We start from the raw sequence: 25,743 nt of genomic DNA on the forward strand, positions 1-25,743 counted from the left end.
GCCAGCGAGCGCAGCGCCCGCTGCAGCCCGCTGCGGCTCGGGTTGTCGACGAACACTCAGCGCTTGCCGGTGCGCTTGCAGTGGTCCTTCACGCGCCAGTAGGCGTCGTGGCTGATGCAGCCGGTCTGGCAGATCACCAGGTCGGCGCTGGCCAGCGTGTGGTCCAGCAGGCCGGGGTGGTCGTGTTCGCCGCCGTCGTGGTGCAGGAAGCGGCCGCCGAGGCGCTCGACCAGGCGCCGGTAGACCGGCACGCTGGCGACGCGCCCGCCGACGCACAGCACCGCGCGCTCGCCGAGCGCCGGCGCCACCTCGTCGGCGGGCTGCGCCGGCGCGGTGCGCACGGCCGCGGCACGCGCCAGCGCCTCTTCGGCCGTGGCGGCGCGGCGGCGTTCGGCCTCCAGCGCCGCGCGGGCCTGCGCCAGCTCGCGCTCGAGCACGCGGTTGCGCCCGAGCTGGCGCTCCAGCGCCTCGGTCAGCTCGGCGCGCCGGTCGCGTGCGCTGCCCGCATCCTCGTGCTGGCGCAGCTGGTCCCACACCGACGCGATCACCGTGTCCCGGCCGATCAGCTCGGCGCGGCGCGACAGCAGTTCGCCCTGCAGCTGCTCGATCTTGCGCGCCTGCTCGGCGGCGGCACGGGCGGAACGCTGCTGCAGCTGGGCCAGCTCGGCGGCCAGCGCGGCCTGCGCCTGCTGCAGCTGCGCGAGGCGGCGCCGCTCCTCGCCCTGGCGTTCGCCGAGCTGGTGCTGGCGCAGGTGGATGTCGTGCAGCACCTGCTCCTCGAAGGCCTCGTCGCAGCGCGCATGGGTCAGCGTGGCCCACAGCGCGCCGGCCAGGTCGTCGCCCTGCTGGGCGTCCTGCCACCAGGCGCGCAGCGCGTCGGTGGTCTTGAGCGCGGCCACGCGGCGCAGCGCGAGCGCGTGACGCCGGTCCAGCTCGCGCTGCAGCGCCTCGGCCAGGGGGCTGCGCTGCAGGCAGTCCTGCACCGCGCCGCTGTGCAGCGCGTAGTCGTCGGCCAGCACCTCGCCGCCGAAGGTCTTGCCGGCCAGGCGGCGCAGCGCGGCCAGGCTCAGGCACACGCCCACCACCGGGCAGTGGGCGCGCGGCGAGAGCTCCCACAGCCGGCGCCGCCGGCTCCCGGCCGCGGTCGCCGGCGGGCAAATCAGGGCCGGCGGGCAGCAGGCCTGCGCGGCGGGATGGGGTGCGTCCGACATGGCCGGTGCGTGTCCTCGAAAGGGGGCACGGGCTGGCGTCGGCTGGCTGGTGCGCGAAAGCGCGGCCACCTGGCCGCGGGCAGAGCGAAGGAACTACTTGGTCAGGATGAGCTTGCCGGCGGCCGTCAGCCGCAGGCGGTAGTGCTCTCCCCGGTGCTCGATCACCGCCTCGCGCTGCGCACCGAGCAGCGTCTGGCTGTCCCAGCGCGGCAAGGGCAGGTCCGGGCGCGCCCCGGGCAGCGGGGCAAGCGGCGCGGGGGCGGGTGGTGTCGACATGCGAAAGATTCTAAATAAGAACCAGTCGCATTTGCAACACCAGCAGGTCAGCCGGGGCTGGTGCGCCCCCGGTGCAACAGCTCCATCACCCGCTGCAGCACGCAGAACAGCCCGAGCAGCGCGCCGATCGCGATGCGCGTCCACCACGAGCTGAGCGAGCCGTCGAACATGATCAGCGTCTGGATCACGCCGAGCATCAGCACGCCGGTCAGGGTGCCGAGCACGTAGCCGACGCCGCCCGACAGCAGTGCCCCGCCGATCACGGTGGCGGCGATCGCGTCGAGCTCCAGCCCCTGCGCATGCAGGCCGTAGCCCGACAGCGTGTAGATGCCGAACAGCACGCCGCCGAGCGAGGCGCAGCCGCCGCTGACGGCGTAGACCGCGATGCGCGTGCGCGCCACCGGCAGGCCCATCAGCAGCGCCGAGCGCTCGTTGCCGCCGAGCGCGTACACGCTGCGGCCGAAGCCGGTGCCGTGCGCCAGCCAGACCGCCAGCAGCAGCACCGCGAGCGCGACCAGCACGCCGGGCGACACCTCGCCCAGCCCCGGCACCGGCAGGCGCGCCTGCGACCAGGCGGTGAGGCGCTCGTCCGAGATGGCGATCGAGTCGATGCTGATCAGGTAGCACAGGCCGCGCGCCAGGAACATGCCGGCCAGCGTGACGATGAAGGCCGGGATCTGGAAGCGCTGGATCACCCAGCCCATGCCGGCGCCGAACAGCGTGCCCGCGGCCAGCAGCAGCGGGACCAGCACGAACGGCGACCAGTGCGCCCGCTCCACGCCCCAGGCCAGGCCCATGGTGGTGAGCGCCACCACCGAGCCGACCGACAGGTCGATGCCGCCGGACAGGATCACGAAGGTCATGCCGATCGCCACCACCAGCAGGAAGGCGTTGTCGATCAGCAGGTTGAGGAACACCTGGCCGGAGAAGAAGCCGGTGTAGGCGAGCGAGCCGGCCAGGTACATCACGCCGAACAGCACCACGGCGACCCAGCTCGGCAGGGTCTGTGCGTTGAGCCTCATGCCGGTGCCCGCCTCCAGAGGCCGCGCACGAAGGCCCGCGCCTCGGCCGATTGCAGCAGGCACACCGCGAACACCACCAGCGCCTTGACCACCAGGTTCACCTCCGGCGGCACACCGAGCGAGTAGATGCTGGTGGTCAGGGTCTGGATGATCAGCGCGCCCAGCACGCTGCCGCGCAGGCTGAAGCGTCCGCCGAGCAGCGAGGTGCCGCCCAGCGTCACGGCGAGGATGGCGTCGAGTTCGAGCAGCAGGCCGGCGTTGTTGCCGTCCGCGCTCTTCACGTTCGAGCTGATCATCAGCCCGGCCAGGCCGGCGGTCAGGCCGCAGAAGGCGTACACGCCGACCAGCAGTCCGCGCGCGTTGATGCCGGCCAGGCGCGCCGCCGCCGGGTTGCCGCCGCTGGCCTGGATGAACAGGCCGAGCGCGGTGCGGTGCTTGAGCCAGGCCATCACCGCCAGCAGCCCGGCCACCAGCCAGAGCGAGAACGGCAGGCCCAGGAACCAGCCGCCGCCGATGAAGAAGTAGGGCTTGTAGTAGATGGTGATGATCTGGCCGTTGGTGATCAGCTGCGCGATGCCGCGCCCGGCCACCATCAGGATCAGCGTGGCGATGATGGGCTGGATGCCCACCGCGGCCACCAGCACGCCGTTGAACAGCCCGCACAGCATCGCCACGCCGAGCGCCGCGGCCAGCGCCAGCGGCAGCGAGGTGCGGGTCACGTAGGTCTGCTGGCCGTCGACGATCACCAGGTGCCCGCCGATCAGCGCGGCGGCCACCGCGGCGGCGATGGCCACCGTCGCACCCACCGAGATGTCGATGCCGCGCGTGGCGATCACCACCGTCATGCCCAGCGCCACCGCCATCAGCGGCGCGGCGCGGTTCAGGATGTCGACCAGCGCGCCGTAGAGGTGGCCATCGCGCCAGGTCAGCGTGAAGAACGACGGATTCAGCACGCCGTTGATGGCCAGCAGCAGCAGCAGCACGACGACCGGCCAGAACTGCGGATGTTCGCTCCAGCGCCTGGCGTTCATGCGGTCGCCTCCTCGTGCCCGGCGACGATGGCCATCACCGCGGCCTCGTCGAGCTCGGCCGCGGGCCGCTCGGCCACCTTGCGGCGCTCGCGCAGCACCGCCACGCGGTGGCTGGTGGCCAGCACCTCGGTCAGCTCGGCCGAGATGAAGACGATCGCCATGCCGTCGCCGCACAGCGCCAGCACACGCTGCATGATCTCCTGCTTGGCCGCGACGTCGATGCCGCGGGTCGGTTCGTCCAGGATCAGCACGCGCGGCCCGGTGGCCAGCCAGCGCGCCAGGATGGCCTTCTGCTGGTTGCCGCCGGAAAGCTGGCCGATCGGCGTCTCCGCGTCCGCAGTGACGATGCCGAGCTGCTCGATCAGGCGCTGCGCCAGCGCGCGCTGCTCGCGCGGCGCGAGGTGGCGGAACACGCCGCGGCGCGCCTGCAGCGCCAGCACGATGTTCTCGCGCACGCTCAGCTCGGCGACGATGCCTTCGGTCTTGCGCTCCTCGGGGCAGAAGGCCAGGCCGGCATGCAGCGCATCGCGCGGCGAATGCAGGGCCAGCGGCCGGCCGTCGAGCGTGAGACTGCCGCTGTCGGCCCGGTCGGCGCCGAACAGCAGCCGTGCGGTCTCGGTGCGGCCCGAGCCGAGCAGGCCCGCGAGGCCGAGCACCGCACCGGAGCGCACGTCCAGGTCCAGCGGCAGCACGCTGCCGCGCCGGCCCAGTCCGCGCGCCTCCAGCAGCGGGCGGCTCTCGCCCTGCGCGGGGCGCTGCGCCGCGAGGTCGCCCTCCTGCAGGCTGCGCCCGACCATCGCGCTGACGAGGGCGAGGCGCGGCAGGTCGCGCGCGAGGTGCTCGCCGACCACGCGGCCGTTGCGCATCACCGTGATGCGGTCGGCCATTGCGTAGGTCTGGGCGAGGAAGTGGGTGACGAACAGGATCGCGACACCACGCGCCTTCAGCCGCCGCATCACGGCGAACAGGCGCTCGGTCTCCGCCTCGTCGAGGCTGGAGGTCGGTTCGTCGAGGATCAGGATGCGTGCCTGCTGGCTCACCGCGCGCGCGATGGCCACCATCTGCTGCACCGCGACCGGGTACTCGCCGAGCAGGCGGTCCGGGTCGACCTCGATCTGCAGCGCCTCGAGCGCGGCACGGGCCTCGCGCCGCACGGCGCGCCAGTCGATCAGCCCGAAGCGGCGCGGCATGCGGCCGGCCAGGATGTTCTCCGCCACCGACAGGTTGGCGCAGAGGTTGACCTCCTGGTAGACGGTGGCGATGCCCAGCGCCTGCGCCTCGTGCGGCGAAGCCGGACGCACCTCCCGCCCGGCCAGCGTGATGCGGCCCGCGTCGGGCGGGAACACGCCGGTCAGCACCTTGATCAGCGTCGACTTGCCCGCGCCGTTCTGGCCCATCAGCGCGTGCACCTCGCCCGGGAACAGGCGGAAGTCGGCCTGCTGCAAGGCCTGCACGCCCACGAAGGAGCGGCTCACGCCCTTCAGCTCGAGGATCGGATCGATGGCGCAACCCTCACGAAAAAGGGCCTGCGCGCACCCTCACGCACGCGCAGGCCAACCCTGGTCGGTGGAGACACCGCCAACCAAACTGTCGTCGAAGCTCAGTACTTTCGCTTCGGGAATTCCTTGGCCGCCACCTCCATCGGGAAGATGCCTTCCTCGGTGACGATGCGACGCGGCAGCGTCTTGCCGGCCTTCAGGTCCTTGACCGCCTGCATCAGCTGGGGCCCGAGCAGCGGGCTGCACTCGACGCTGACGTTCAGCTTGCCGGCCATCATCGCCTCGAACGCGCCCTTCACGGCGTCGATCGAGATGATGATGATGTCCTTGGCCGGCTTGAGGCCCGCTTCCTCGATGGCCTGGATCGCGCCGATCGCCATGTCGTCGTTGTGCGCGTACAGCACGTTGATCTTCTTGCCCTCGGCCTTCAGGAAGGCTTCCATCACCTCCTTGCCCTTGGCGCGGGTGAAGTCGCCGGTCTGCGAGCGGATGATCTTGAAGCGCGGCTGCGCCTTGATGATCTCCTCGAAGCCCTTCTTGCGGTCGATCGCCGGCGCCGAGCCCACGGTGCCCTGCAGCTCGACGATGTTCACGTCGCCCTGGCCCTTGTAGTTCTCGAGCAGCCAGCGGCCGGACTTGCGGCCTTCCTCGACGAAGTCCGAGCCCATGAAGGTGACCCAGAGCGAATCGTCCTTCTCGTTGACCGCGCGGTCGGTCAGGATCACCGGGATCTTCGCCGCCTTGGCCTCGCGCAGCACCGTGCCCCAGCCCGACTCGACCACCGGCGAGAAGGCGATCACGTCCACCTTCTGCGCGATGAAGGAGCGGATCGCCTTGATCTGGTTCTCCTGCTTCTGCTGCGCGTCGGAGAACTTCAGCTCGATGCCGTGCTCCTTGGCCGCGGCCTTGATCGACTCGGTGTTGGCGGTGCGCCATTCCGACTCGGCGCCGATCTGCGAGAAGCCGAGCACGATCTTGCCCTGCGCACGGGCGAGCGTCGGGAAGGCCAGCGCGGCCGGGACCGCGGCGAGCGCCGCGAGGGTGTGTCGACGGGTGTTGTTCATCTTGTCTCCTGGTGGGTGGACGGCGTGTCGTCGAGGGTGGGCCGTGCCGGCAGGCCGTCGTGCGGCCGGTCGCAGCCCGGGGAGGAAACTCAGCCGCTGGCGGTGTAGGCGGTCTTCACGGTGGTGTAGAACTCGGCCGCGTACGAGCCCTGCTCGCGCGGCCCGTGGCTCGAGGCCTTGCGGCCGCCGAAGGGCACGTGCGGGTCGACGCCGGCGGTGGGCAGGTTGACCATCACCATGCCGGCCTGCGCATGGCGCTTGAAGTGCGTGGCCTTGGCGAGCGACTCGGTGCAGACCCCGGCGCACAGGCCGAAGGGCGTGTCGTTGGCCAGCGCCAGCGCGTGGTCGTAGTCGTCGGCGCGGATCAGGCAGGCCACCGGCCCGAAGATCTCCTCGCGCGCGATGCGGTGGCGCGGCTGCGCGATGAAGAGCGCCGGGCTCAGGTAGTGGCCGCGCGTGGGCCGCTCGAGGGCCTCGCCGCCGCACAGCCACTCGGCGCCTTCGTCGCGGCCGATGGCGACGTAGGCCAGGTCCTGCTCGAGCTGCTCGCGGCTGACGGCCGGGCCGATCTGCGTGCCGCGCTCCAGCGCGTGGCCGACCACCAGTGCGCGGGTGCGCTGGCGCATCGCCTCGGCGAAGCGGTCGAACACCGCCGACTCGACGATGATGCGGCTCGACGCCGTGCAGCGCTGCCCGGTCGAGTAGTAGGCACCCTGGATCGCGTGCTCGACCGCACGGTCGAGCTGCGCGTCGGCCAGCACGACGAGCGGGTTCTTGCCGCCCATCTCGAGCTGCACCTTGGCGCGCCGCGCGGTGGCCGCGGCCAGGATGGATTCGCCCACCCCCACCGAGCCGGTGAAGCTGATCGCGTCCACCAGCGGGCTCTCGACGATCGTCTGGCCGACGCGCCGCCCGCTGCCCAGCACCAGGTTGAAGGCGCCCGCCGGCAGACCGGCGCGGCTGAGGATCTCGGCCAGCGCCCAGGCACAGCCCGGCACCAGCTCGGCCGGCTTGAACACCACGGTGTTGCCGTAGGCCAGCGCGGGCGCGATCTTCCAGGCCGGAATCGCGAGCGGGAAGTTCCACGGCGCGATCAGGCCCACCACTCCCACGGGCTCGCGCGTGATCTCGACGTCCACGCCGGGTCGCACCGAGGCGAGCTTCTGCCCCGGAATGCGCAGCGCCTCGCCGGCGAAGAACTTGAAGATCTGCCCGGCGCGCGCGGTTTCGCCGATGGCCTCGGGCAGCGTCTTGCCCTCCTCGCGGGCGAGCAGCGTGCCGAGTTCGTCCTTGCGGGCCAGCAGTTCGCTGCCGACCGCGTCGAGCACCTCGAAGCGGCGCTGCGGCGTGCTCGCGGCCCAGGCGTCGCGCGCGTCGGCAGCGGCGCGGATCGCGCTCTCGGTCTGCGCCGCGTCGGCCCGCGCGAACTCGCCCACCACGTCGGCCAGGTCCGACGGGTTCTCGCTCACGCCGAGCGTGACCCCGGTCTCCCAGCGCCCGTTGATGTAGTGCTTGAAGGCGACGGCCATGGGCTCAGAGGACTCGAACGCCGCCGGCGGCAAACGAGCTGCCGTCGATCACCACCGGGTTGACCAGCGCCGCGCCCAGCGCCGGCTGCTCGATCTCGAAGCGGTCGCCCGGCTCGACCTTCACGCCGTCGGCGAAGCTCAGCGTGGCGGTGCCGAAGAAGTGCAGGTGCACGTCGCCCGGCCGGCGGTGCTGCGGGTACTTGAAGTGGTGGTACTCCAGGTTCTCCAGCGAGTGGCACATGTTGGCCTCGCCGGTGGCGAAGGGCTTCTCCCAGATCACCTCGCCGCCACGGCGGATGCGGCTCGTGCCCTGCAGGTCGGCCGGAATCGGCCCGGCCACGAGCTCGGGGCCGACCGCGCAGGCGCGCAGCTTCGAATGCGCGAGGTAGAGGTAGTTCTGGCGCTCGGTGACATGGTCGGAGAACTCGTTGCCGACCGCGAAGCCGAGCCTGCAGGGCATGCCGTCCGGCGCCACCCAATACAGCCCGACCAGCTCGGGCTCCTCGCCCGCGTCGAGCGCGAACGAGGGCGAGGGCAGCGGCGCGCCGGGAGCGACCACGATGCGGCCATCGCCCTTGTAGAACCACTCGGGCGCGACGCCGGGCTGGCCCGCGGGCGGGCGGCCGCCCTCCAGGCCCCACTTGAACATGCGCATCGAGTCCGACAGCGCCGACTCGGGCTGCGCGCCCACCTTGGCGTGCATCGCGTCGCGCGTGGCGGCGCTGCCCAGGTGCGTGAGCCCGGTGCCGCTGACCAGGCAGTGCGCCGGGTCGTCGTGCATCAGCGGCGTCAGCACGCGCAGGCCGTCGAGCAGCCGGGCCAGCGGCGTCGCCTCGAGCGCGCCGAGGCGCGTCTCGGCCAGCTGCGTCAGGCTGCGGCCAAGCTCCCAGGCCGACTGCGCCAGTGCCAGCAGGCTGGCCGTGCCGTCGAGGCGCCGCACCCGGCCGGCGTCGGTGCTGGTGCAGCCGACCCGCTGGTTGCCGTCGTCGTCGAGGTATTGGATGAATCGCATGGCCGTCGGTCCTGTGTCAGGCGACGCATGCTAAGAATCCGATCGATAACTGGCCAATAGATTTTCGGCGCCCTGACATATACGATTCGAGATACCGATGGCGAACAACTACACCCACTGGTTCATCCGCGCCCGCCTGAAGACCCGCCAGCTGCTGCTGCTGATGGCGCTGGAGGAGGAAGGCAACATCCACCGCGCGGCGCAGGTGCTGAACATGACGCAGCCGGCGGCCTCCAAGCTGCTCAAGGAGTTGGAGGACATGCTGGGCGTGCAGCTGTTCGAGCGGCTGCCGCGCGGCATGCGCGCCACCTGGTACGGCGAGACCATGATCCGCCACGCCCGCATGGCGCTGGCCAGCCTCTCGCAGGCGCACGACGAGATCGAGGCGCTGAAGTCGGGCCGCTACGGCCAGGTGAGCGTCGGCGCGATCACCACGCCGGGACTGAACCTGATGCCGGCGGCGGTGGCGCGCGTCAAGCAGCAGCACCCGAGCCTGCGCATCCAGCTCGCCATCGAGACCAGCGACGTGCTGATGGAGCGCCTCGCCCAGGGCAAGCTCGACATGGCGATCGGCCGGCTGTTCGAACGCCACGACAAGACCGACCTGCGCTACGAGGCGCTCGTCGAGGAGCCGGTCAGCGCGATCGCGCGGCCCGGCCACCCGCTGCTCGCGCAGCCGCGCCTGAGCCTGCGCGACGTGGTCGGCCAGGCCTGGATCGTGCCGCCGCCGGGCAGCGTGCTGCGGCACCGCTTCGAGCTGATGTTCCAGGAGGAAGGCCTGGAGGCGCCGGCCGACCTGATCGAGACCACCGCGCTGCTGTTCGTCACCAAGATGCTGCAGGGCAGCGAGGCGATCGCGGTGCTCGCCACCGACGTCGCGCGCTACTACGCGCAGCACGGCATGGCGGCGATCCTGCCGATCAACCTGCCCTGCAAGATGGACGCCTTCGGCCTGATCACCCGCACCGACCGGCTGCTCTCGCCGGCGGCCAAGGTGATGCTGAAGGCGATCAAGTCGGCGGCGTTGACGGTCTACGGCACCGAGCTCGATCTGACCGGGCTGGAGTGACTATCTCCAGCCCGCATCCACGATGAACTCCTGCGCCGTGCACATCTTGGCGTCGTCCGACGCGAGGAACAGCACCATCGCGGCGATGTCCTCCGGCTGCAGCCGGTCCGGCAGGCACTGGTTGCGCTCGATCTCCTTGGCACTCTCGGGCGTGACCCACAGCTTGAGCTGGCGCTCGGTCATCACCCATCCGGGCGAGACGGTGTTGACGCGGATGCGGTCGCGCCCGAGCAGCCCGGCCATGCCGCGCGTGAGGCCGTTCACCGCGCTCTTGGCCACGGTGTAGCAGGGCAGGTCCGGCTGCTTGATCTGCCAGCTGATCGAGCCGAGGTTGACGATCGAGCCACCCCCCAGCCGCTGCATGCCCGGCACCACCGCCTGCAGCGCGAACAGCGCGGCGCGCTGGTTGATGGCGATGCGGTCGTCGTAGAACTCGGGCGTGATCTCGGCCAGCGTGTGGCGGGTGTCGCTGGCGACGTTGTTCACCAGCACGTGGAAGTCGCCCAGCGCCGCGGCCGCATCCGCGATGGCCGCCTGCAGTGCCGGCACGTCGCGCACGTCGCAGGCGCGCCACCACGGCGCCGGGTGGCCCGCCGCGGCGAGCGACTCGGCCAGTGCCTGGCCGGCGTCTGCCGCCACGTCGATGAAGGCCACCTGGGCGCCCTGGGTCACGAAGGCTTCGACCATGGTCGCGCCGATGCCCGAGCCGCCCCCGGTGATGAAGACGCGCCGACCGCGCAGGCTGGGATATATCGCTTTTGACATCAATATGATCTCATTCGTTATTTTTCAGGCATCAGTGTGCGGGGCTAGCATGCGCCGCGTCAAGCATTCCCGGAGCGTCCCGTCGTGAGCGAGAAGAAACCCGTGCGCCGCAGCCAGGCCTGGTTCGGCCGCAACGACCGCGACGGCTTCGTGCACCGCAGCTGGATCAAGAACCAGGGCTACCCGCACGACCTGCTCGACGGCCGCCCGGTCATCGGCATCTGCAACACCTGGAGCGAGCTGACGCCCTGCAACGGCCACTTCCGCGAGCTGGCGGAGTTCGTCAAGCGCGGCGTGTACGAGGCTGGCGGCTTCCCGCTCGAGTTCCCGGTGATGAGCCTGGGCGAGACGCAGCTGCGGCCGACCGCGATGCTGTTCCGCAACCTCGCGTCGATGGACGTCGAGGAGAGCATCCGCGGCAACCCGATCGACGGCGTCGTGCTGCTGATGGGCTGCGACAAGACCACGCCCGCGCTGATGATGGGCGCGGCCAGCTGCGACCTGCCGACCATCGGCCTCTCGGGCGGGCCGATGCTCAACGGCAAGTTCCGCGGCAAGGACATCGGCTCGGGCACCGGCGTCTGGCAGATGAGCGAGATGGTGCGTGCCGGCGAGATGACGATGGACGAATTCACGCAGGCCGAAAGCTGCATGCACCGCAGCAAGGGCAGCTGCATGACCATGGGCACCGCCTCGACCATGGCCTCGATGGTGGAAGCGCTCGGCATGGCGCTGCCCGAGAACGCCGCCATTCCCGCCGCCGACACGCGCCGCAACCGGCTCGCGCAGCTGACCGGCCGGCGCATCGTCGAGATGGTCAAGGACGACCTGCGCATGTCGAAGATCCTGACGCGCCGGGCCTTCGAGAACGCGATCCGCACCAACGCCGCGATCGGCGGCTCGACCAATGCGGTGATCCACCTGCTGGCCATCGCCGGCCGCATGGGCGTGGATCTCAAGCTGGAAGACTGGGACAAGCTGGGCTCCGAGATCCCCTGCCTCGTCGACCTGCAGCCCTCGGGCCGCTTCCTGATGGAGGACTTCTACTACGCCGGCGGACTGCCGGCGGTGATGAAGGAGATCCGCCACCTGCTGCACCTGGACGCGCCCACCGTCAACGGCCGCACGATCGGCGAGAACATCGCCGAGGCACCCTGCTGGAACCGCGAGGTGATCCGCCCGCTGGACCAGCCCTTCAAGCCCGCGGCCGGCATCGCGGTGCTGCGCGGCAACCTCGCCCCGAACGGTGCGGTGATCAAGCCCAGCGCCGCCAGCGAACACCTGCTGAAGCACCGCGGCCGGGCGGTGGTATTCGAGACCATCGAGGACTTCCACGCCCGCATCGACGACGAGGCCCTCGACGTGGACGAGACCTGCATCCTGGTGCTGAAGAACTGCGGCCCCAAGGGCTATCCCGGCATGGCCGAGGTCGGCAACATGCCGCTGCCGCCCAAGGTGCTGCGCAAGGGCATCACGGACATGGTGCGCATCAGCGACGCGCGCATGAGCGGCACGGCCTACGGCACCGTGGTGCTGCACACCTCGCCCGAAGCGGCGGCCGGCGGACCGCTGGCGCTGGTGCAGAGCGGCGACGTCATCGAGCTCGACGTCCCGGCGCGCCGCCTGCACCTGGAGGTGAGCGACGCGGAGCTCGCGCGCCGCCGCGCGCAGTGGCAGGCGCCGGAGGCGCCCAAGCGCGGCTGGTACAAGCTCTACGTCGACCATGTGCAGCAGGCGCACCTGGGCGCGGACCTCGATTTCCTGGTCGGCGGCAGCGGCGCGCCGATCCCGCGGGATTCGCACTGATGCGCCTCGGCGCGCCCCGCCCCGTCTGGGAAGCCGGCGCCACGCTCGGCGAGGGCCTGTGCTGGTCGGCGCGCGACGCGGCGCTGTGGTGGGTGGACATCCTCGAGCGCAAGCTGTTCCGCTACCGCCCGCATGACGGCGAGCGGCGCATCTGGTCCCTGCCCGACACCGTCTCGGCCGTGGCCGAGCGCCGGCGCGGCACCGGCCTGGTGCTGACGCTGCGTCGCGGCTACGCCTTCTTCGACCCGAAGAGCGGCGCCCTGGAAACCATCGCCGAGCCCGAACCCGAACGCAGCGGCAACCGCTTCAACGACGGCAAGTGCGACGCCCAGGGACGCTTCTGGGGCGGCACGATGGACTTCGGCTGCGAGGCCCCCACCGGCGCCTGGTACCGGCTCGGCGCGGACGGCCGCTGCGTGCGCGCGCTCGATGCGCGATGGCCGGTGACCAACGGGCCGACCTGGTCGCTCGACGGCCGCACGATGTTCGCCAACGACACCGCGCGGCGCGTGGTCTACGCCTTCCCGTTCGAGCCCGACACGGGAGCGCTCGGCGCAGCGCGCGAGTTCCTGCGCTTCACCGAGGCCGACGGCTACCCCGACGGCATGACCACCGACGCCGAAGGCCGGCTCTGGATCGCGCACTGGGGCGGCGCCTGCGTGAGCTGCCACGACGCGGGCAGCGGTGCCGAGCTGGCGCGCCTGCCGCTGCCGACCGACCACATCACCAACGTCGCCTTCGGCGGGCCGCACCTGACGACGCTGTTCGTCAGCAGCGCGCGCTCCGGCCTCTCCGACGCGCAGCTCGCGCTGCAGCCGCTGGCGGGTGCGCTGTTCGCCCTCGAGACCGACGTGCGAGGCCTGCCGGCCGCGCCCTTCGCCGGTTGACCTCGATGAAGCATGACATCGCCTGGATCGAAGGCCACGGCCAGCGCCTCGGCCTGGTGCCCACGCTCGGCGGCGGCGTGGCCGAATGGACCGTGCGGCATGGCGGCGTCGACACGCACCTCTGGCGCCCGTGGAACCGGGTCAGCGACGACCGCTACACGCTGGCCTCGTTCGCGATGCTGCCCTGGTCCAACCGCATCAGCGGCGGCGGCTTCGAGCAGGGCGGGCGCTTCATCCCGATGGCCGTGAACCGCCTCGGCGAGCCCTACCCGATCCATGGCGACGGCTGGCTGCAGGCCTGGGACTGGCAGCGCCCGCAGATCCACGTGGCCGAGATGCGGCTGCAGTCGCGCCACCATGGCGGCAACCCGTACGCCTACGACGCGCTGCAGCGCTTCGAACTGGTCGCGGACGGGCTGGTGCAGACGGTCGCCGTCACCCACCGCGGCGATGCGCCGATGCCCCATGGCCTCGGCCTGCACCCGTGGTTCCCGCGCACGCCGCGCGGCACGGTCACGGCGCGGGTGGACGGCACCTGGCTGAGCGGCGCCGACCCCATCCCGACCGGCCACACGCACGAGCTGCCGGCGGACTGGAACCTGACCCGCGCTGCGCCGATGCACGGCAGCTTCATCGACAACGGCTTCAGCGGCTGGGACGGCTGCGCCACGATCGCCTGGCCCGAGCGCGGCCTGTCGCTGCAGCTGACGATGGACCCGCTCACCACGCCGCGCGGCCCGCTCGCGCCGGCCTACTGCCTGGTCTACCGCCCCGCGCAGGGCGAGGCCTTCTGCTTCGAGCCGATCACCCAGCCCATCGATGCCTTCCACCTGCCCGGCCGGCCCGGCCTGGTGGAACTGCACCACGGCGAAACCCTGATGTGTCGCGTGCATTGGCGCATCGACACTGGCACCCCTTCCTGACCCGCAGCCGCCTGGACGGCACCATTCCCACAAGGAGACAGCCCATGAGAAGAACCTTCATCAAGACCTCGCTGGCCACGATCGGCCTGGCCGCCGCGTTCACCCTGCCCGCCTTCGCGCAGGACAAGGGCACCGTCGGCATCTCGATGCCGACCAAGAGCTCGGCGCGCTGGATCGCCGACGGCGACAACATGGTCAAGGTGTTCAAGGAGAAGGGCTACAAGACCGACCTGCAGTACGCCGAGGACGACATCCCGAACCAGCTGGCGCAGGTCGAGAACATGATCACCAAGGGGGTGAAGGTTCTCGTCATTGCCGCCATCGACGGCACCACGCTCTCCGGCGCGCTGCAGAAGGCGGCCGACAAGGGCATCAAGGTCATCGCCTACGACCGGCTGATCCGCGGCTCGAAGAACGTCGACTACTACACCACCTTCGACAACTTCCAGGTCGGCGTGCTGCAGGCCAACTCGATCGTCGACAAGCTCGGGCTGAAGCAGGGCAAGGGCCCGTTCAACATCGAGCTGTTCGGCGGCTCGCCGGACGACAACAACGCCTTCTTCTTCTACGACGGTGCGATGTCGGTGCTCAAGCCCTACATCGACAGCGGCAAGCTGGTCGTGCGCAGCAAGCAGATGGGCATGGACAAGGTCGGCACGCTGCGCTGGGACGGCGCCGTCGCCCAGGCCCGCATGGACAACCTGCTGTCGGCCTTCTACGGCAAGGAGAAGGTGCACGCCGTGCTGAGCCCGTACGACGGCCTGTCGATCGGCATCCTGTCGTCGCTCAAGGGCGTGGGCTACTGCACCGCGCAGCAGCCGTGCCCGATCGTCTCCGGCCAGGACGCCGAGATCCCGTCGATGAAGTCCATCCTGAAGGGCGAGCAGTACTCGACCATCTTCAAGGACACGCGCGACCTGGCCCGCGTCACGGCCAACCTGGTGGACGCCGTGCTCGCCGGCAAGCAGCCGGAGATCAACGACACCAAGACCTACAACAACGGCGTCAAGGTCGTGCCGAGCTACCTGCTCAAGCCGGTGCCGGTGGACGCGAGCAACTGGAAGCAGGTGCTGGTGGACAGCGGCTACTACAAGGAAAGCCAGATCAAGTAAGGCGACTCCGCAACCCAGGAAGGTCCCGCTGCGGCGGGACCTTTTTGCGTGCACGATCCCGGCCGGAGAAGGAGACACGGTGGACGACGCGATCCTCGACATGCGCGGCATCACGAAGGATTTCCACGGCGTGAGCGCGCTGTCGAACGTGAACCTGACGGTGCGCCGCGGCGAGATCCATGCCGTGGTGGGCGAGAACGGCGCCGGCAAGTCCACGCTGATGAAGGTGCTCTCGGGCGTCTACCCGCACCCGGAGTACGGCGGCGAGATCCGCTACCTCGGCCAGGAGCGGCGCTTCCGCGGCATCGCCGACAGCGAGAAGCTCGGCATCATCATCATCCACCAGGAGCTGGCGCTGGTGCCGCTGCTGTCGATCGCCGAGAACATCTTCCTCGGCCACGAGACGGCCACGCGCGGCGTGATCGACTGGGCGCTGGCGCACCGCAAGACACGCGAGCTGCTCGCCAAGGTCGGCCTGAAGGAATCCCCCGCCACGCTGGTCGACGACATCGGCGTTGGCAAGCAGCAGCTGGTCGAGATCGCCAAGGCGCTGGCCAAGGAGGTCAAGCTGCTGATCCTCGACGAGCCCACCGCGAGCCTGAACGAGAGCGACTCCGACGCGCTGCTCAACCTGCTGCTCGAGCTGAAGGCGCAGGGCATCTCCTGCATCCTGATCTCGCACAAGCTCAACGAGATCGCCAAGGTGGCCGACGCGATCACCGTGCTGCGCGACGGCGCGACCATCACCACGCTCGACTGCCGCGAGGGCCCGGCCAGCGAGGACCTGATCATCCGCGCCATGGTCGGCCGCGAGATGGCCGACCGCTACCCGAGGCGCGAGCACCGTGTCGGCGAGACGCTGTTCGAGCTGCGCGACTGGCGCGTGCGCCACCCGCTGCACACCGAGCGCGAGGTGGTCAAGGGTGTGAACCTCAGCGTGCGGCGCGGCGAGATCGTCGGCATCGCCGGGCTGATGGGCGCCGGCCGCACCGAGCTCGCGATGAGCGTGTTCGGCCGCAGCTGGGGGCGCCAGATCACCGGCAGCGCGCTGATGGAAGGCCGCGCGCTCGACCTGTCGACGGTGCAGAAGGCGGTGGACGCGGGCATCGCCTACGTCACCGAGGACCGCAAGTCGCTCGGCCTGGTGCTGGGCGAGTCGATCGCGGTCAACACCACGCTGGCCAACCTGCCGGGCGTGAGCCGCGCCGGCGTGATCGACGAGGGCCGCGAGTTCGCCGTCGCCACCGACTACCGCACCAAGCTCGCCACGCGCTGCGCCGGCGTGCACCAGCCGGTGGTCAACCTCTCGGGCGGCAACCAGCAGAAGGTGGTGCTGGCCAAGTGGCTGTTCGCCAACCCCAAGCTGCTGATCCTCGACGAGCCGACGCGCGGCATCGACGTCGGCGCCAAGTTCGAGATCTACACCCTGATCGCCCGGCTGGCCGAGGAGGGCCGCGCGATCCTGCTGATCTCCTCCGAGATGCCCGAGCTGCTGGGCATGTGCGACCGGATCTACGTGATGAACGAGGGCGAGCTGATCGCCGAGATGAATGCCGCCGAGGCGACGCAGGAGAAGATCATGCGCGCCATCGTGAGCGCAGGAGCCTGACCGATGGACCACACCCTCACGCAAACCTCGACGCCGGCCGGCGGGCCGAGCGCCGGCCACTTCCTGAAACAGAACCTGCGCGAGTACGGGATGCTGATCTCGCTCGTGGCGATCATGGTCTTCTTCCAGATCATGACCGACGGCACGCTGCTGCAGCCGCTGAACCTGACCAACCTGGTGCTGCAGAACAGCTACATCGTCATCATGGCGCTGGGCATGCTGCTGGTGATCGTGGCCGGGCACATCGACCTCTCGGTCGGCTCGGTGTGCGGCTTCGTCGGCGCGCTGGCGGCGGTGCTGATGGTGCAGTACGAGTGGCACTTCGTGCCGGCCACGCTGGTGTGCCTGGTGGTGGGCGCGCTGATCGGCGCGGCCCAGGGCTGGTTCGTCGCCTACTTCCACATCCCCTCGTTCATCGTCACGCTGGCCGGCATGCTGGTGTTCAAGGGACTGGCGCTGGCGCTGCTCAACGGCCAGTCGGTCGGCCCGTTCCCGGACACCTTCCAGGCCCTCAGCTCGGGCTTCATCCCCGACCCGCTGGCCGGCGCCGAGCTGCGGCTGACCTCGCTGCTGCTCGGCGCCGCGGTGGCGCTGACCATGGTGGCGCTGGGCTGGCGCGCGCGCAGCCACCAGCAGATGCACGGCATGGAGACCGAGCCGGCGCTGCTGTTCGCGGTGCGCAACACGGTGTTCGCCGCGATCATCCTGGCGCTCGCCTGGCTGATGGCCTCGTACAAGGGCCTGCCCAACGTGCTGGTGATCATGTTCGTGCTGATGGTGGCCTACGACTTCGTCACCACCCGCACCACCGTCGGCCGGCGCATCTACGCGCTGGGCGGCAACGAGAAGGCGGCCCGGCTGTCGGGCATCCGCACCGAGCGCCTGGCCTTCCTCACCTTCGTCAACATGGGCGTGCTGGCGGCGCTCGCCGGGCTGGTGTTCGCGGCGCGGCTGAACACGGCCACGCCGAAGGCGGGCCTGGGCTTCGAGCTCGACGTGATCGCGGCCTGCTTCATCGGCGGCGCCTCGGCCTCGGGTGGCGTCGGCAAGGTGATGGGCGCGGTGATCGGCGCCTTCGTGATGGGCGTGATGAACAACGGCATGTCCATCCTCGGCATCGGCATCGACTACCAGCAGGTCATCAAGGGCCTGGTGCTGCTGGCGGCGGTGTGCGTGGACGTCTACAACAAGAAGAAGGCCTGAGGCTCAGCCCACCATCGCCGCCACGATGCTCTGGATCGAGACGCCCTCGTTGGCCGCATAGCTGCCGGGCTGGCCGTTCAGCCGCGGCATGCCGAGCTTGCCGCCGGCGTGGTGCAGCGCGATCACCTCCCACAGGTTGGCGTTGAACACCGGGCTGCCCGAGCTGCCGCCCTCGGTGGGCGCGCGGTAGTGCACGCGGCACACGCCTTCGATCGGCGGCCTGCCCTCGGGCGGGCCTTCGTGGTCGATCAGCGCGTTGTCCTGCAGCGAGAACGCCAGGCCGCGCCCGCCCGGGTAGCCGATCACGTACACATGCGCGCTCGGCTCGAGCAGCGGCAGGCCGCGCGCCAGCGCCAGCGGCTCGATGCCCGCGGGCGGCTCGGCCAGGCGCAGCAGCGTGCAGTCGTGCCGCTCCGGCGGTGACGACCAGAGGATCTCCTTGACGGCGAACGCCTTCTGTCCGTCGACCGCCTCGAACACCAGCTCGGCCGCGTCGGGGCGGATGCCGTTGTGGGCCCCCTGCGCGTTGACGACATGGAAGTTCGTCATCGCCAGCAGCTCGTCGCCGGGCGTGCGGCCGAGGTCGGCGGCACGCACCAGCCAGGCGGTGCCGATGCGCTCGCCCAGGCGCGTGCGCACCACGGCCACCGCGGCGGCGCAGTCGAGCCCGGCGCGCCACCATTGCCAGGTCTTGACGCCGACCGCGCCGAGCACCGCCTCGAGCTGGGCCGTGGGCGCGGGCGCGGCGGCGCGCTCGCGGGCGCGCTGCAGCGCCTGCGGCGCCAGGTTCAGCTCGCTGCCGCCGACCTGCAGCAGCCGGGCGCGCAGGATGTCGGCCAGCGAGCGGCCGCGCGCGTCCACCGACTCGATGTCCCACACCTGCGTGAACTGGCGCAGCGTGCTGGCGATCTGGAAGGCCTGCGCCTTGTCGTCGGCCACGTAGTCCTTCAGCGCGGCCTCGACCACGGCCCAGTCGCCCAGCCCGAGCGCCGCCTCGGCGCGGGTGGGCAGGAACCATTCGTCGCGCTGCCCGGCCGGCACCGCGTCGAGCGCCGCGAGCACGCGCCGCGCCACCGCCTCGGGCTTCAGCCCGGGCGCGTTGCGCAGGCCGAGCCGGCGCGAGCGCGTCAGCAGCGCGACCAGGTTGACCCCATGCCAGGTGTTGCGGGCCGGATCGGCCTCGAAGGGCGCGCGGTAGACCTCGATGGCCCGCTTCAGCGCCGTGGTGGCCGAGGCGGTGGTCTTGTCGCCGGCGTCGAAGAAGATCTGCTTCCAGGCGCGCCCGAGCAGGCCGGTGGCCTCGGCACGCTCGGGGTCGTCCTTGGGCAGGCGCGTGGCGAGCGGCCGCAGCACGTCGATCGCCGCGGTGGCGTAACCCTGCTCGATCAGCGCCTGGCCGTACAGGCGCCGGGTGCGCGCGTCGTCGGGCGCGCGCCGCCCCAGCGCCTCGGCCAGCGCCGCCATCTGCGGGTACAGCCGCGCGTTGCGCAGGCCGAGCACCAGCTCGCGCGCCGCCGCGACGTCCTCGTCGCTCGGGCCGCGCAGGCGCTGCAGCAGCTGCTCGGTGCGCTCGCGCAGCAGGTCGGGGTCGGCCGTCATCGCTTCAGCAGGCTGCGCAGCGCCTGCACGAAGGCCGGCTGGCGCAGGTACTTGGTGGCCGAGTGGCGCCAGGCGCCGTTGTTCATGACGGCCTGGTCGAGCACCGTGTCCTGCCCGCCGCGCCGGTAGTCGTTGGCGAGCTCGGGGTCGAAGCCGCACACCGGGTCGAGCCGGTCGAACAGGTTGAACCAGCGATCCGCCACGCGTTCGTGCGGAAAGCCGTCGGCGCGGCTCCAGCCCGGTTGCAGCTGGTCCTGGATCTCGTCGAGGCCGAGCGGGCTGCCGATCGTGATCAGGCCGTCCACGCGGGCACAGCCCTCCAGGCGCTTCAGGCAGTCGTACGCGATCACCGTGCCCATGCTGTGCGAGACGACCACGTGCGGCCCGTTCGCGCCCACGGCGGCCAGTGCGGTCCTGAAGCGCTCGCGGATGGTCGCGCGGATCGGCACCACCGGGCGGCCGGGCGGGCCGAACGGCGTGTCGAACAGGTAGTGGTGCACGTCGCGCAGCAGCACCTCCATCAGCGGCTTCTTCAGGAACCAGGGCAGCGGCACCCGCTCCAGCGCGCCCTGGCCGCCGGCCGTCGCGCTGGCGCCCGCCGCGGCGGCGGCCTCGACCTCGGCGTCGCCGGCGCTCGTCAGGCGCGCACGCAGCGCCGCCAGGAAGGCCGCCTCCTCGGGCGTGGCCGGCACCGGGGCGGTGGCGCCGCCGCTGGCGTCGATGGCCTGCGGCGTGTTCTCGAGCACGCCTTCGTGCGCGGTCAGGTCGGTGTCGGGGCTGGCGTACATCAGGTCGGCCCAGTAGACGATCGAGCTGGTCACGCCCAGGTCCGACAGCGGTGCACCCGCCTCGGCCAGGGCGCGGCACCAGATCGCCAGCAGGTCCTCGGCCGGCGGCTTGTTGGCGATGCCGTGGATGAAGGTGACGTGCGGCATGGTGTGCTCCGTCAGTCGTAGCTCGGGTCTTCGCCGATGTCCGGCACGCGCGCGATGTAGGGCGCGTCGCCGAAATCGAGCAGGTCGCGCGCCGACTCGAAGCCCGGCAGGCCGGCCTCCTTGCGCAGCGAGTTGAGCCGGTTCATCCAGCCCTTCAGGAACACCGCCTGGCTCGGCTTGCGCTCGACGATGCCGCGGTAGAAGGCCTCGCGCTTGTTGCAGTAGTCGGCCACCAGGGCGCCATGATCGCAGGCGGCCACCGCCTTCTCGGTGCCGGGGCCGAAGTCGCCGTCGACCGCGCAGCCCGCGCAGGCCTGCAGGAAGCGCACCGCGCGGCCCACGCCCATGTTGACCGCGGTGTCGAACTGCACCAGGTCCAGCGGCGTGACGAGCATGTCGCAGCGCGGCGGCAGCCAGTAGTCGCTGGCGTAGATGGCATGCACCTCGGCGTCGCTGATCTGCTTGACGTCCTGCGCGGCCTGGCCCTGGCGCCTGCGCCAACCGTCGTAGACCTTCTGCGTGACGCCCTTGTTGGTGCGCCCGCCGGGATCGGCCGGGTGGTCGACGAAGCCGCCTTCCCAGCGCAGCACGAACTTCAGGGCGGCGTTCAGGGCCGGGTTGTCCATGGTCTTCTCCTTGGGGTTTCAGCCGAGCAGCGCCCGGCTGTCGATGGTCTTCACGACAAAACTCCCGACCTCGCGCGCCAGCCGCACCATCTGGGCGGTGCCGCCGTCGCGCCCGGTGTCCACGCCGTCGTACAGCGCCAGCACGGTGACGCGGTCGGCGCCCCAGGTGTGGGCGATCTGCAGCACCCAGCGGTTGCCGCGGCTCCAGACGTCGATGCCGCGTGCGCGCACCCAGCGCGGCGGCTCGGCATGGTCGGCCAGCTGCAGCGTGCGGCCCTTCATCTCGTCGACGATGGCCAGGAAACGCGCGCGCCAGTCGTCCAGCGTGCGGAACACCAGGCGCGACACGTCCTCGGCCGGCATCGGCAGGCACAGCCGGCGCGCCAGGCCCAGCTCGCGTGCCACCTCGTGCGCCAGGATGTCGGCACCGGGCGCGCCGGAGGCCAGCAGGGTGAGCTCCTCGTCGGCCGCGGCGGCCGCCTGCAGCGCGGCCAGCTGCGTGCGGATCAGGTCGCGCGCCTTGCCTTCGGCCATGGCCGGGAAGCGCGGCGGCGCGCCCGGCGCGTCGATGCCGTGGCCGGTGAACACCACCAGGTGCTGCCGCTTCTTCGGCCGGGGCGCCTGTGCGAAGGCGGCGAACACCGCCTGCGCCGCCGGCGCCCGGAAGCCCAGCGCGGCGAACAGCTCGAGCTGGCCGCCCGCCGCATCGAAGGCCCAGGCCTTGTTGGGCGGGATCGCGTCGGTGTAGGCCTGCACGATGGCCGAGGCGTCGGCCTGCCACTCCTCGTCGGGCTGGGTCAGGAACAGCAGGTCGGCCGCGGCGATGTCGGCCCACATCTTGTCGTCGCCCTGTTCCTGCGCCACCGCGCGATTGACCGCCGCGTCGACCACATGGGTCAGCGCCGGCAGCTCGGCATCGAGGTCCTCGCGGGCCCGGTCGGCGTCCTTCTTCTTGCCCTTGAACAGGTTCGGCCAGCCCGGCAGCTCGGCCAGCTCACGCAGGATGCGGCCCATCTGCAACGCCGCCAGCCCGGGGTAGAACTTGTTCAGGTCGCACTCGAAGGCCGCGCGGTAGGCCTGCCAGGCGTCCAGCGCCTTGCCGTCGAGCGCCCGCTTGCGCGCCTCGGCCGGATCGGCCACGCCTTCGAAGCGGCCGCGCCAGAGTGTCTTCGCGTTGCGCGCCTGCAGCGCGAGCGCCTCGGCACGGTCGCGCGTGGACAGGCGCGGCGCGTTCAGCACCTTCTCGATGGCCTGGTCCGAGGAGGCGAGCAGCGCGTCGCGCTTGTCGACCCGGTACATGCGCTCGTAGACGTTGGCCAGCGCCAGGTGCGCCTCCAGGTCGCCGTCGTCGCCCTCGCGCAGGCGCTCCCAGTTCTCGCGCGCGGCGCCCAGGTCCTTCAGGCTCCACTGCGCGCGCGCGACGCGCCGCAGCGCATCGGGTTCGTAGCGCTGGCCGGCCACGTCGTCGGCGATCACGCGCAGCCAGGCCTTGTCCTTGGCGCGCTCGGCGCGCTCGACCTCGTCGATCAGGTCCAGCGGCACGACGATCACCTCGGACGGGTCGGCCTCGCTCAGCGAGGGCAGCAGCAGGAAGATCGGGCTGTCGGTCGGGCGGTCGCTCAGCAGCGTCTTCTTCAGCGCCGAGGTGAGCCGGTCCACCGAGCCGCCCGGGTTGCCGATGTCGTAGGCGAGGTAGCGGTCGGTCGACAGGTCGAACGGCGTCTTGTCGGCCGAGCCTTCGCCGCGGATAAGCACGGTGTGCTTCCGGCGCAGCGCGTGGCGGATGCCGAGCTCGTAGAACACGTTCGCGTTGTGCACCGTGATGTCGCAGATCACCACGTCGGCCTCGATGATCAGCGCGAACATGTCCTCGCGGATGTTGCCCGAGTCCTCCTCGGTGGCGGTGGTGCCGCCCGAGAGGCCGCAGGCCCGCATGGCCGGCTCGATCAGCTCGGCCTGCACCTTGTCGAAGTCGACCTCCACGCCGCTGGAGTCCTTCTTCTTGCCGAAGCCGCGGATGATGAAGGCGCGTGTCATGGGGTGCTCCGTGGCGGCCGGTGGCCGCAGGAGTCACTTGTAAGGGAAAGCGCGCGGCGCGTACAGCCGGTACCGGGGCCGGGCGGTCCCTAGTTCGAACGATTCGCCCGGACGCCGGCCCGGCCTAAGGTCACGCCGTCAGCAGCGGAGACCACCATGTGCAGTCCCTTCTTCGGCCAGCGCTTCACCTTCACCCAGCCCGACGGCAGCACGCTCGAGGTGATCGGCTGGGGCGACCAGCAGCACGCGCGCTTCGAGACGCCCGAGGGCTGGACCGTGGCGCGCAACCCCGCCACCGGCTGGTGGGAGGTGGCGCAGGCCTCGCCCGACGGCATGAACCTGGAGGCGCTGCCGGGCGTGCGCAGCGCCGCCGCGGCCTCGGCGGCCGGCGTGCCGCGCGGGCTGCGCCTGCGCCCCGAGCGCACCCGCGCGCAGGCGCGCGAGGCCGCGCTGGTGCTGGGCGGACGGCGCTGCGAGACACGCCGGCGCGAGCGCCAGCAGCTCGAGCAGGCGATGCGCACGCTGGCCGCGCGCGGCGCCGTGATGCGCGCGCCGCCGCAGCGCGGCACCGTGGGCCAGTACGTCGGCCTGTGCCTGCTGATCGACTTCCCCGACGCGCCCGGCACCATCGCCCGCGAGGAGGTCGAGCGCTTCTGCAACCAGGCCGGCTACGCCGGCTTCGGCAACCGCGGCTCGGTGCACGACTACTTCCTCGACAACTCGCTGGGCCGCTGCCGCTACACCAACCTCGTCACGCCGTACTTCCGCGCCGCGCGCAACAAGAGCTACTACACCGACGAGGCCATCGAGCAGCCGATCCGCGCCCGCGAGCTGATCAACGAGGCGCTGGCGCACTTCAAGGCGCAGGGCTTCGACTTCTCCACGCTGACCGCCGACGCCGAGAACTACGTCTACGCGATGAACGTGTACTACGCCGGCGGCGTGATGAACAACTGGTCCAAGGGCCTGTGGCCGCACGCCTTCCACATGGGCACGCCGGTGCCGCTGGGCACCGGCCGGCGCGCGATGGACTACCAGGTCACGGCGATGGGCGACGCGCTGACCCTGGGCACCTTCTGCCACGAGAACGGCCACATGCTGTGCGACTACCCCGACCTGTACGACTACGGCGGCGAGTCCGGCGGCGTGGGGGCCTACTGCCTGATGTGCGCCGGCGCCAACATCGACCCGCGCAACCCGCCGCAGATCGGCGCCTACCTGAAGCGGCTGTCGGGCTGGGCCGCGCGCGTGGAGCCGCTCGAACACGGCCGCAGCTACACGCTGCAAGCCGGCGCCAACGAGTTCGCGATGCTGTCGCGCGACGGGCGCGAGTACTTCCTGGTCGAGCCGCGCCGGCGCAGCGGGCGCGATGCGGCGCTGCCCGGCGAAGGCCTGGCGATCTGGCACGTCGACGAGAGCGGCAGCAACAACCACGAGCAGATGAGCCCGACGCGCCACTACGAATGCTCGCTCGAACAGGCCGACGGGCTGTTCCAGCTCGAACGCGGCGCCTCGAGCTACGGCGACGCGGGCGACCTGTTCGTCGGGCCCGGCGCCCGCTTCGCCGACACCACCACGCCCTCGAGCCGCTGGTGGGACGGCAGCGCCTCGCAGCTGGCCATCGACTCGATCTCGGCGGCGGGTGCGCAGATGCAGTTCCGCTGCCTGCTCGGCGACGTGGCGCCGCCGCCGGCGGCGCTGTTCCTGGAGGCCACGCCGAACCGTTCGATCCCGGACAACCGGCCGGCCGGCATCGGCTCGGTGCTGACGGTCGATCGCAGCCTCGTCATCGCCGCGGTGGAGGTCGACCTCGAGATCACCCACACCTGGCCGGCCGACCTGGTGATCAGCCTGCAGCCGCCGGCGGGCGCGGCCATCGTGCTGCACGACCGCGCCGCGGGCAACGTGGCCGGCGGCCTGAAGCTGACGCTGGACGCCACCCGCCTGGGCGCGCTGGCCGCGCTGCGCGGCGCCGAGGCGCGCGGCCGCTGGCAGCTGCGCGTGCAGGACGTTGCGCCGGCCGACCGCGGCCGGCTGGTGCGCTGGGCCCTGCGCATCGTGCCGCAGGCCGCCGTGGACAGCGGCCCGCAGCACCTGGAGGAGAGCCCCGGCACGCCGATCCCGGACGACGCCCCGGCCGGCATCACCCGCACGCTGCAGGCCGCCGGCGCCGGCACGCTGGGTGGCGTGTCCGTGGAGATCGACATCAACCATCCCTACATCGGCGACCTGCGCGTCGCGCTGGTGTCGCCGGCCGGCACCGAGGTGCCGCTGCACGACCGCGCCGGCGGCAACGCCGACAACCTGGTGGCCAGCTACACCGCCGCGAGCGTTCCCGGGCTGGCCGCACTGGCCGGTCAGGCACTCGGCGGGACGTGGACGCTGCGCGTGGCCGACCTGGCCGGCCAGGACGTCGGCAAGCTGGTGCGCTGGGCGCTGACGCTGCAGCCGGCCTGAGCCGGCGCGGCAGGGCCGCGGCGGAAGGCGGCGACAATGCGGAGCGCCCGACGCGGGCGCGTTGGCCGTCT

General features: G+C 71.4%; 21 protein-coding genes. 8 read left to right on the forward strand and 13 right to left on the reverse strand.

Features of this window, described 5'->3' with window-relative positions:
* Window positions 1-56: 56 nt before the first annotated feature.
* The 8 genes from D9C15_RS13290 to araD1 all read right to left on the reverse strand — a co-directional run bounded on the left by D9C15_RS13290 (window position 57) and on the right by araD1 (window position 8,644).
* Entirely contained in the window at window positions 57-1,211 is a 1,155-nt protein-coding gene (locus tag D9C15_RS13290) for a DUF2325 domain-containing protein (RefSeq protein WP_127997956.1), read from the reverse strand.
* A 93-nt stretch (window positions 1,212-1,304) separates the two neighbouring features.
* Window positions 1,305-1,487: a hemin uptake protein HemP gene (hemP, locus tag D9C15_RS13295; RefSeq protein ID WP_127997958.1), complete on the reverse strand. Its 183-nt coding sequence runs from the start codon at window positions 1,485-1,487 to the stop codon at window positions 1,305-1,307.
* Window positions 1,488-1,534: 47 nt separating this feature from the next.
* Window positions 1,535-2,509, reverse strand: a complete 975-nt coding sequence (gene yjfF, locus D9C15_RS13300; protein ID WP_127997960.1) for a galactofuranose ABC transporter, permease protein YjfF — start codon at window positions 2,507-2,509, stop codon at window positions 1,535-1,537.
* Entirely contained in the window at window positions 2,506-3,540 is a 1,035-nt protein-coding gene (locus tag D9C15_RS13305) for an ABC transporter permease (protein ID WP_127997962.1), read from the reverse strand. Before D9C15_RS13305 ends, yjfF begins: the two co-directional genes overlap by 4 nt.
* A complete protein-coding gene (locus D9C15_RS13310) occupies window positions 3,537-5,042 on the reverse strand; it encodes a sugar ABC transporter ATP-binding protein (protein WP_240668419.1) in 1,506 nt (501 codons plus the stop codon). The genes D9C15_RS13305 and D9C15_RS13310 overlap by 4 nt, the downstream gene beginning before the upstream one ends.
* 98 nt (window positions 5,043-5,140) lie before the next feature.
* Complete coding sequence (locus tag D9C15_RS13315; protein WP_127997966.1) at window positions 5,141-6,103, reverse strand: ABC transporter substrate-binding protein; 963 nt, start codon at window positions 6,101-6,103, stop codon at window positions 5,141-5,143.
* Window positions 6,104-6,192: 89 nt separating this feature from the next.
* Window positions 6,193-7,632 (reverse strand): aldehyde dehydrogenase family protein, encoded by a 1,440-nt coding sequence (locus D9C15_RS13320; protein WP_127997967.1) that lies wholly within the window; start codon window positions 7,630-7,632, stop codon window positions 6,193-6,195.
* A 4-nt stretch (window positions 7,633-7,636) separates the two neighbouring features.
* Window positions 7,637-8,644, reverse strand: a complete 1,008-nt coding sequence (gene araD1 / locus D9C15_RS13325; protein ID WP_127997969.1) for an AraD1 family protein — start codon at window positions 8,642-8,644, stop codon at window positions 7,637-7,639.
* A gap of 97 nt (window positions 8,645-8,741) precedes the next feature.
* Here araD1 and D9C15_RS13330 point away from each other — a divergent pair, with 97 nt between their 5' ends.
* On the forward strand, window positions 8,742-9,713 hold the full coding sequence (locus tag D9C15_RS13330) for a LysR family transcriptional regulator (RefSeq protein WP_127997971.1): 972 nt from the start codon (window positions 8,742-8,744) through the stop codon (window positions 9,711-9,713).
* Here D9C15_RS13330 and D9C15_RS13335 read toward each other — a convergent pair whose 3' ends face one another.
* Window positions 9,714-10,478 (reverse strand): SDR family NAD(P)-dependent oxidoreductase, encoded by a 765-nt coding sequence (locus D9C15_RS13335; RefSeq protein ID WP_127997973.1) that lies wholly within the window; start codon window positions 10,476-10,478, stop codon window positions 9,714-9,716.
* An 84-nt stretch (window positions 10,479-10,562) separates the two neighbouring features.
* Here D9C15_RS13335 and D9C15_RS13340 point away from each other — a divergent pair, with 84 nt between their 5' ends.
* The 6 genes from D9C15_RS13340 to mmsB all read left to right on the forward strand — a co-directional run bounded on the left by D9C15_RS13340 (window position 10,563) and on the right by mmsB (window position 18,018).
* On the forward strand, window positions 10,563-12,284 hold the full coding sequence (locus D9C15_RS13340; protein WP_127997975.1) for an IlvD/Edd family dehydratase: 1,722 nt from the start codon (window positions 10,563-10,565) through the stop codon (window positions 12,282-12,284).
* Entirely contained in the window at window positions 12,284-13,171 is an 888-nt protein-coding gene (locus D9C15_RS13345; RefSeq protein ID WP_127997977.1) for an SMP-30/gluconolactonase/LRE family protein, read from the forward strand. Before D9C15_RS13340 ends, D9C15_RS13345 begins: the two co-directional genes overlap by 1 nt.
* 5 nt (window positions 13,172-13,176) lie before the next feature.
* A complete protein-coding gene (locus tag D9C15_RS13350) occupies window positions 13,177-14,094 on the forward strand; it encodes an aldose 1-epimerase (RefSeq protein WP_240668403.1) in 918 nt (305 codons plus the stop codon).
* Window positions 14,095-14,138: 44 nt separating this feature from the next.
* A complete protein-coding gene (chvE, locus tag D9C15_RS13355) occupies window positions 14,139-15,206 on the forward strand; it encodes a multiple monosaccharide ABC transporter substrate-binding protein (protein ID WP_127997981.1) in 1,068 nt (355 codons plus the stop codon).
* Window positions 15,207-15,306: 100 nt separating this feature from the next.
* Window positions 15,307-16,815, forward strand: coding sequence for a multiple monosaccharide ABC transporter ATP-binding protein (mmsA, locus tag D9C15_RS13360; protein ID WP_127998798.1), 1,509 nt, complete (start codon window positions 15,307-15,309; stop codon window positions 16,813-16,815).
* A gap of 3 nt (window positions 16,816-16,818) precedes the next feature.
* Complete coding sequence (mmsB, locus tag D9C15_RS13365; protein WP_127997983.1) at window positions 16,819-18,018, forward strand: multiple monosaccharide ABC transporter permease; 1,200 nt, start codon at window positions 16,819-16,821, stop codon at window positions 18,016-18,018.
* 3 nt (window positions 18,019-18,021) lie between these two features.
* Here mmsB and D9C15_RS13370 read toward each other — a convergent pair whose 3' ends face one another.
* The 4 genes from D9C15_RS13370 to D9C15_RS13385 are packed head-to-tail and all read right to left on the reverse strand — an operon-like array spanning window position 18,022 to window position 23,215.
* Entirely contained in the window at window positions 18,022-19,617 is a 1,596-nt protein-coding gene (locus D9C15_RS13370; RefSeq protein WP_127997985.1) for a serine protease, read from the reverse strand.
* A complete protein-coding gene (locus D9C15_RS13375) occupies window positions 19,614-20,552 on the reverse strand; it encodes an alpha/beta hydrolase (RefSeq protein WP_127997987.1) in 939 nt (312 codons plus the stop codon). The genes D9C15_RS13370 and D9C15_RS13375 overlap by 4 nt, the downstream gene beginning before the upstream one ends.
* 11 nt (window positions 20,553-20,563) lie before the next feature.
* Complete coding sequence (locus tag D9C15_RS13380) at window positions 20,564-21,178, reverse strand: glycoside hydrolase family 108 protein (RefSeq protein WP_127997989.1); 615 nt, start codon at window positions 21,176-21,178, stop codon at window positions 20,564-20,566.
* 18 nt (window positions 21,179-21,196) lie between these two features.
* The gene (locus D9C15_RS13385) at window positions 21,197-23,215 is read right to left on the reverse strand and encodes a tetratricopeptide repeat-containing protein (protein WP_127997991.1); all 2,019 of its coding nucleotides are present in this window, start codon (window positions 23,213-23,215) and stop codon (window positions 21,197-21,199) included.
* A 156-nt stretch (window positions 23,216-23,371) separates the two neighbouring features.
* Here D9C15_RS13385 and D9C15_RS13390 point away from each other — a divergent pair, with 156 nt between their 5' ends.
* Window positions 23,372-25,672, forward strand: a complete 2,301-nt coding sequence (locus D9C15_RS13390) for a M6 family metalloprotease domain-containing protein (protein ID WP_127997992.1) — start codon at window positions 23,372-23,374, stop codon at window positions 25,670-25,672.
* Window positions 25,673-25,743 lie beyond the last annotated feature (71 nt).

Origin of the sequence: Piscinibacter defluvii (assembly GCF_004011805.1) — a bacterium.
Classification (GTDB): Bacteria; Pseudomonadota; Gammaproteobacteria; order Burkholderiales; family Burkholderiaceae_C; genus Piscinibacter; species Piscinibacter defluvii.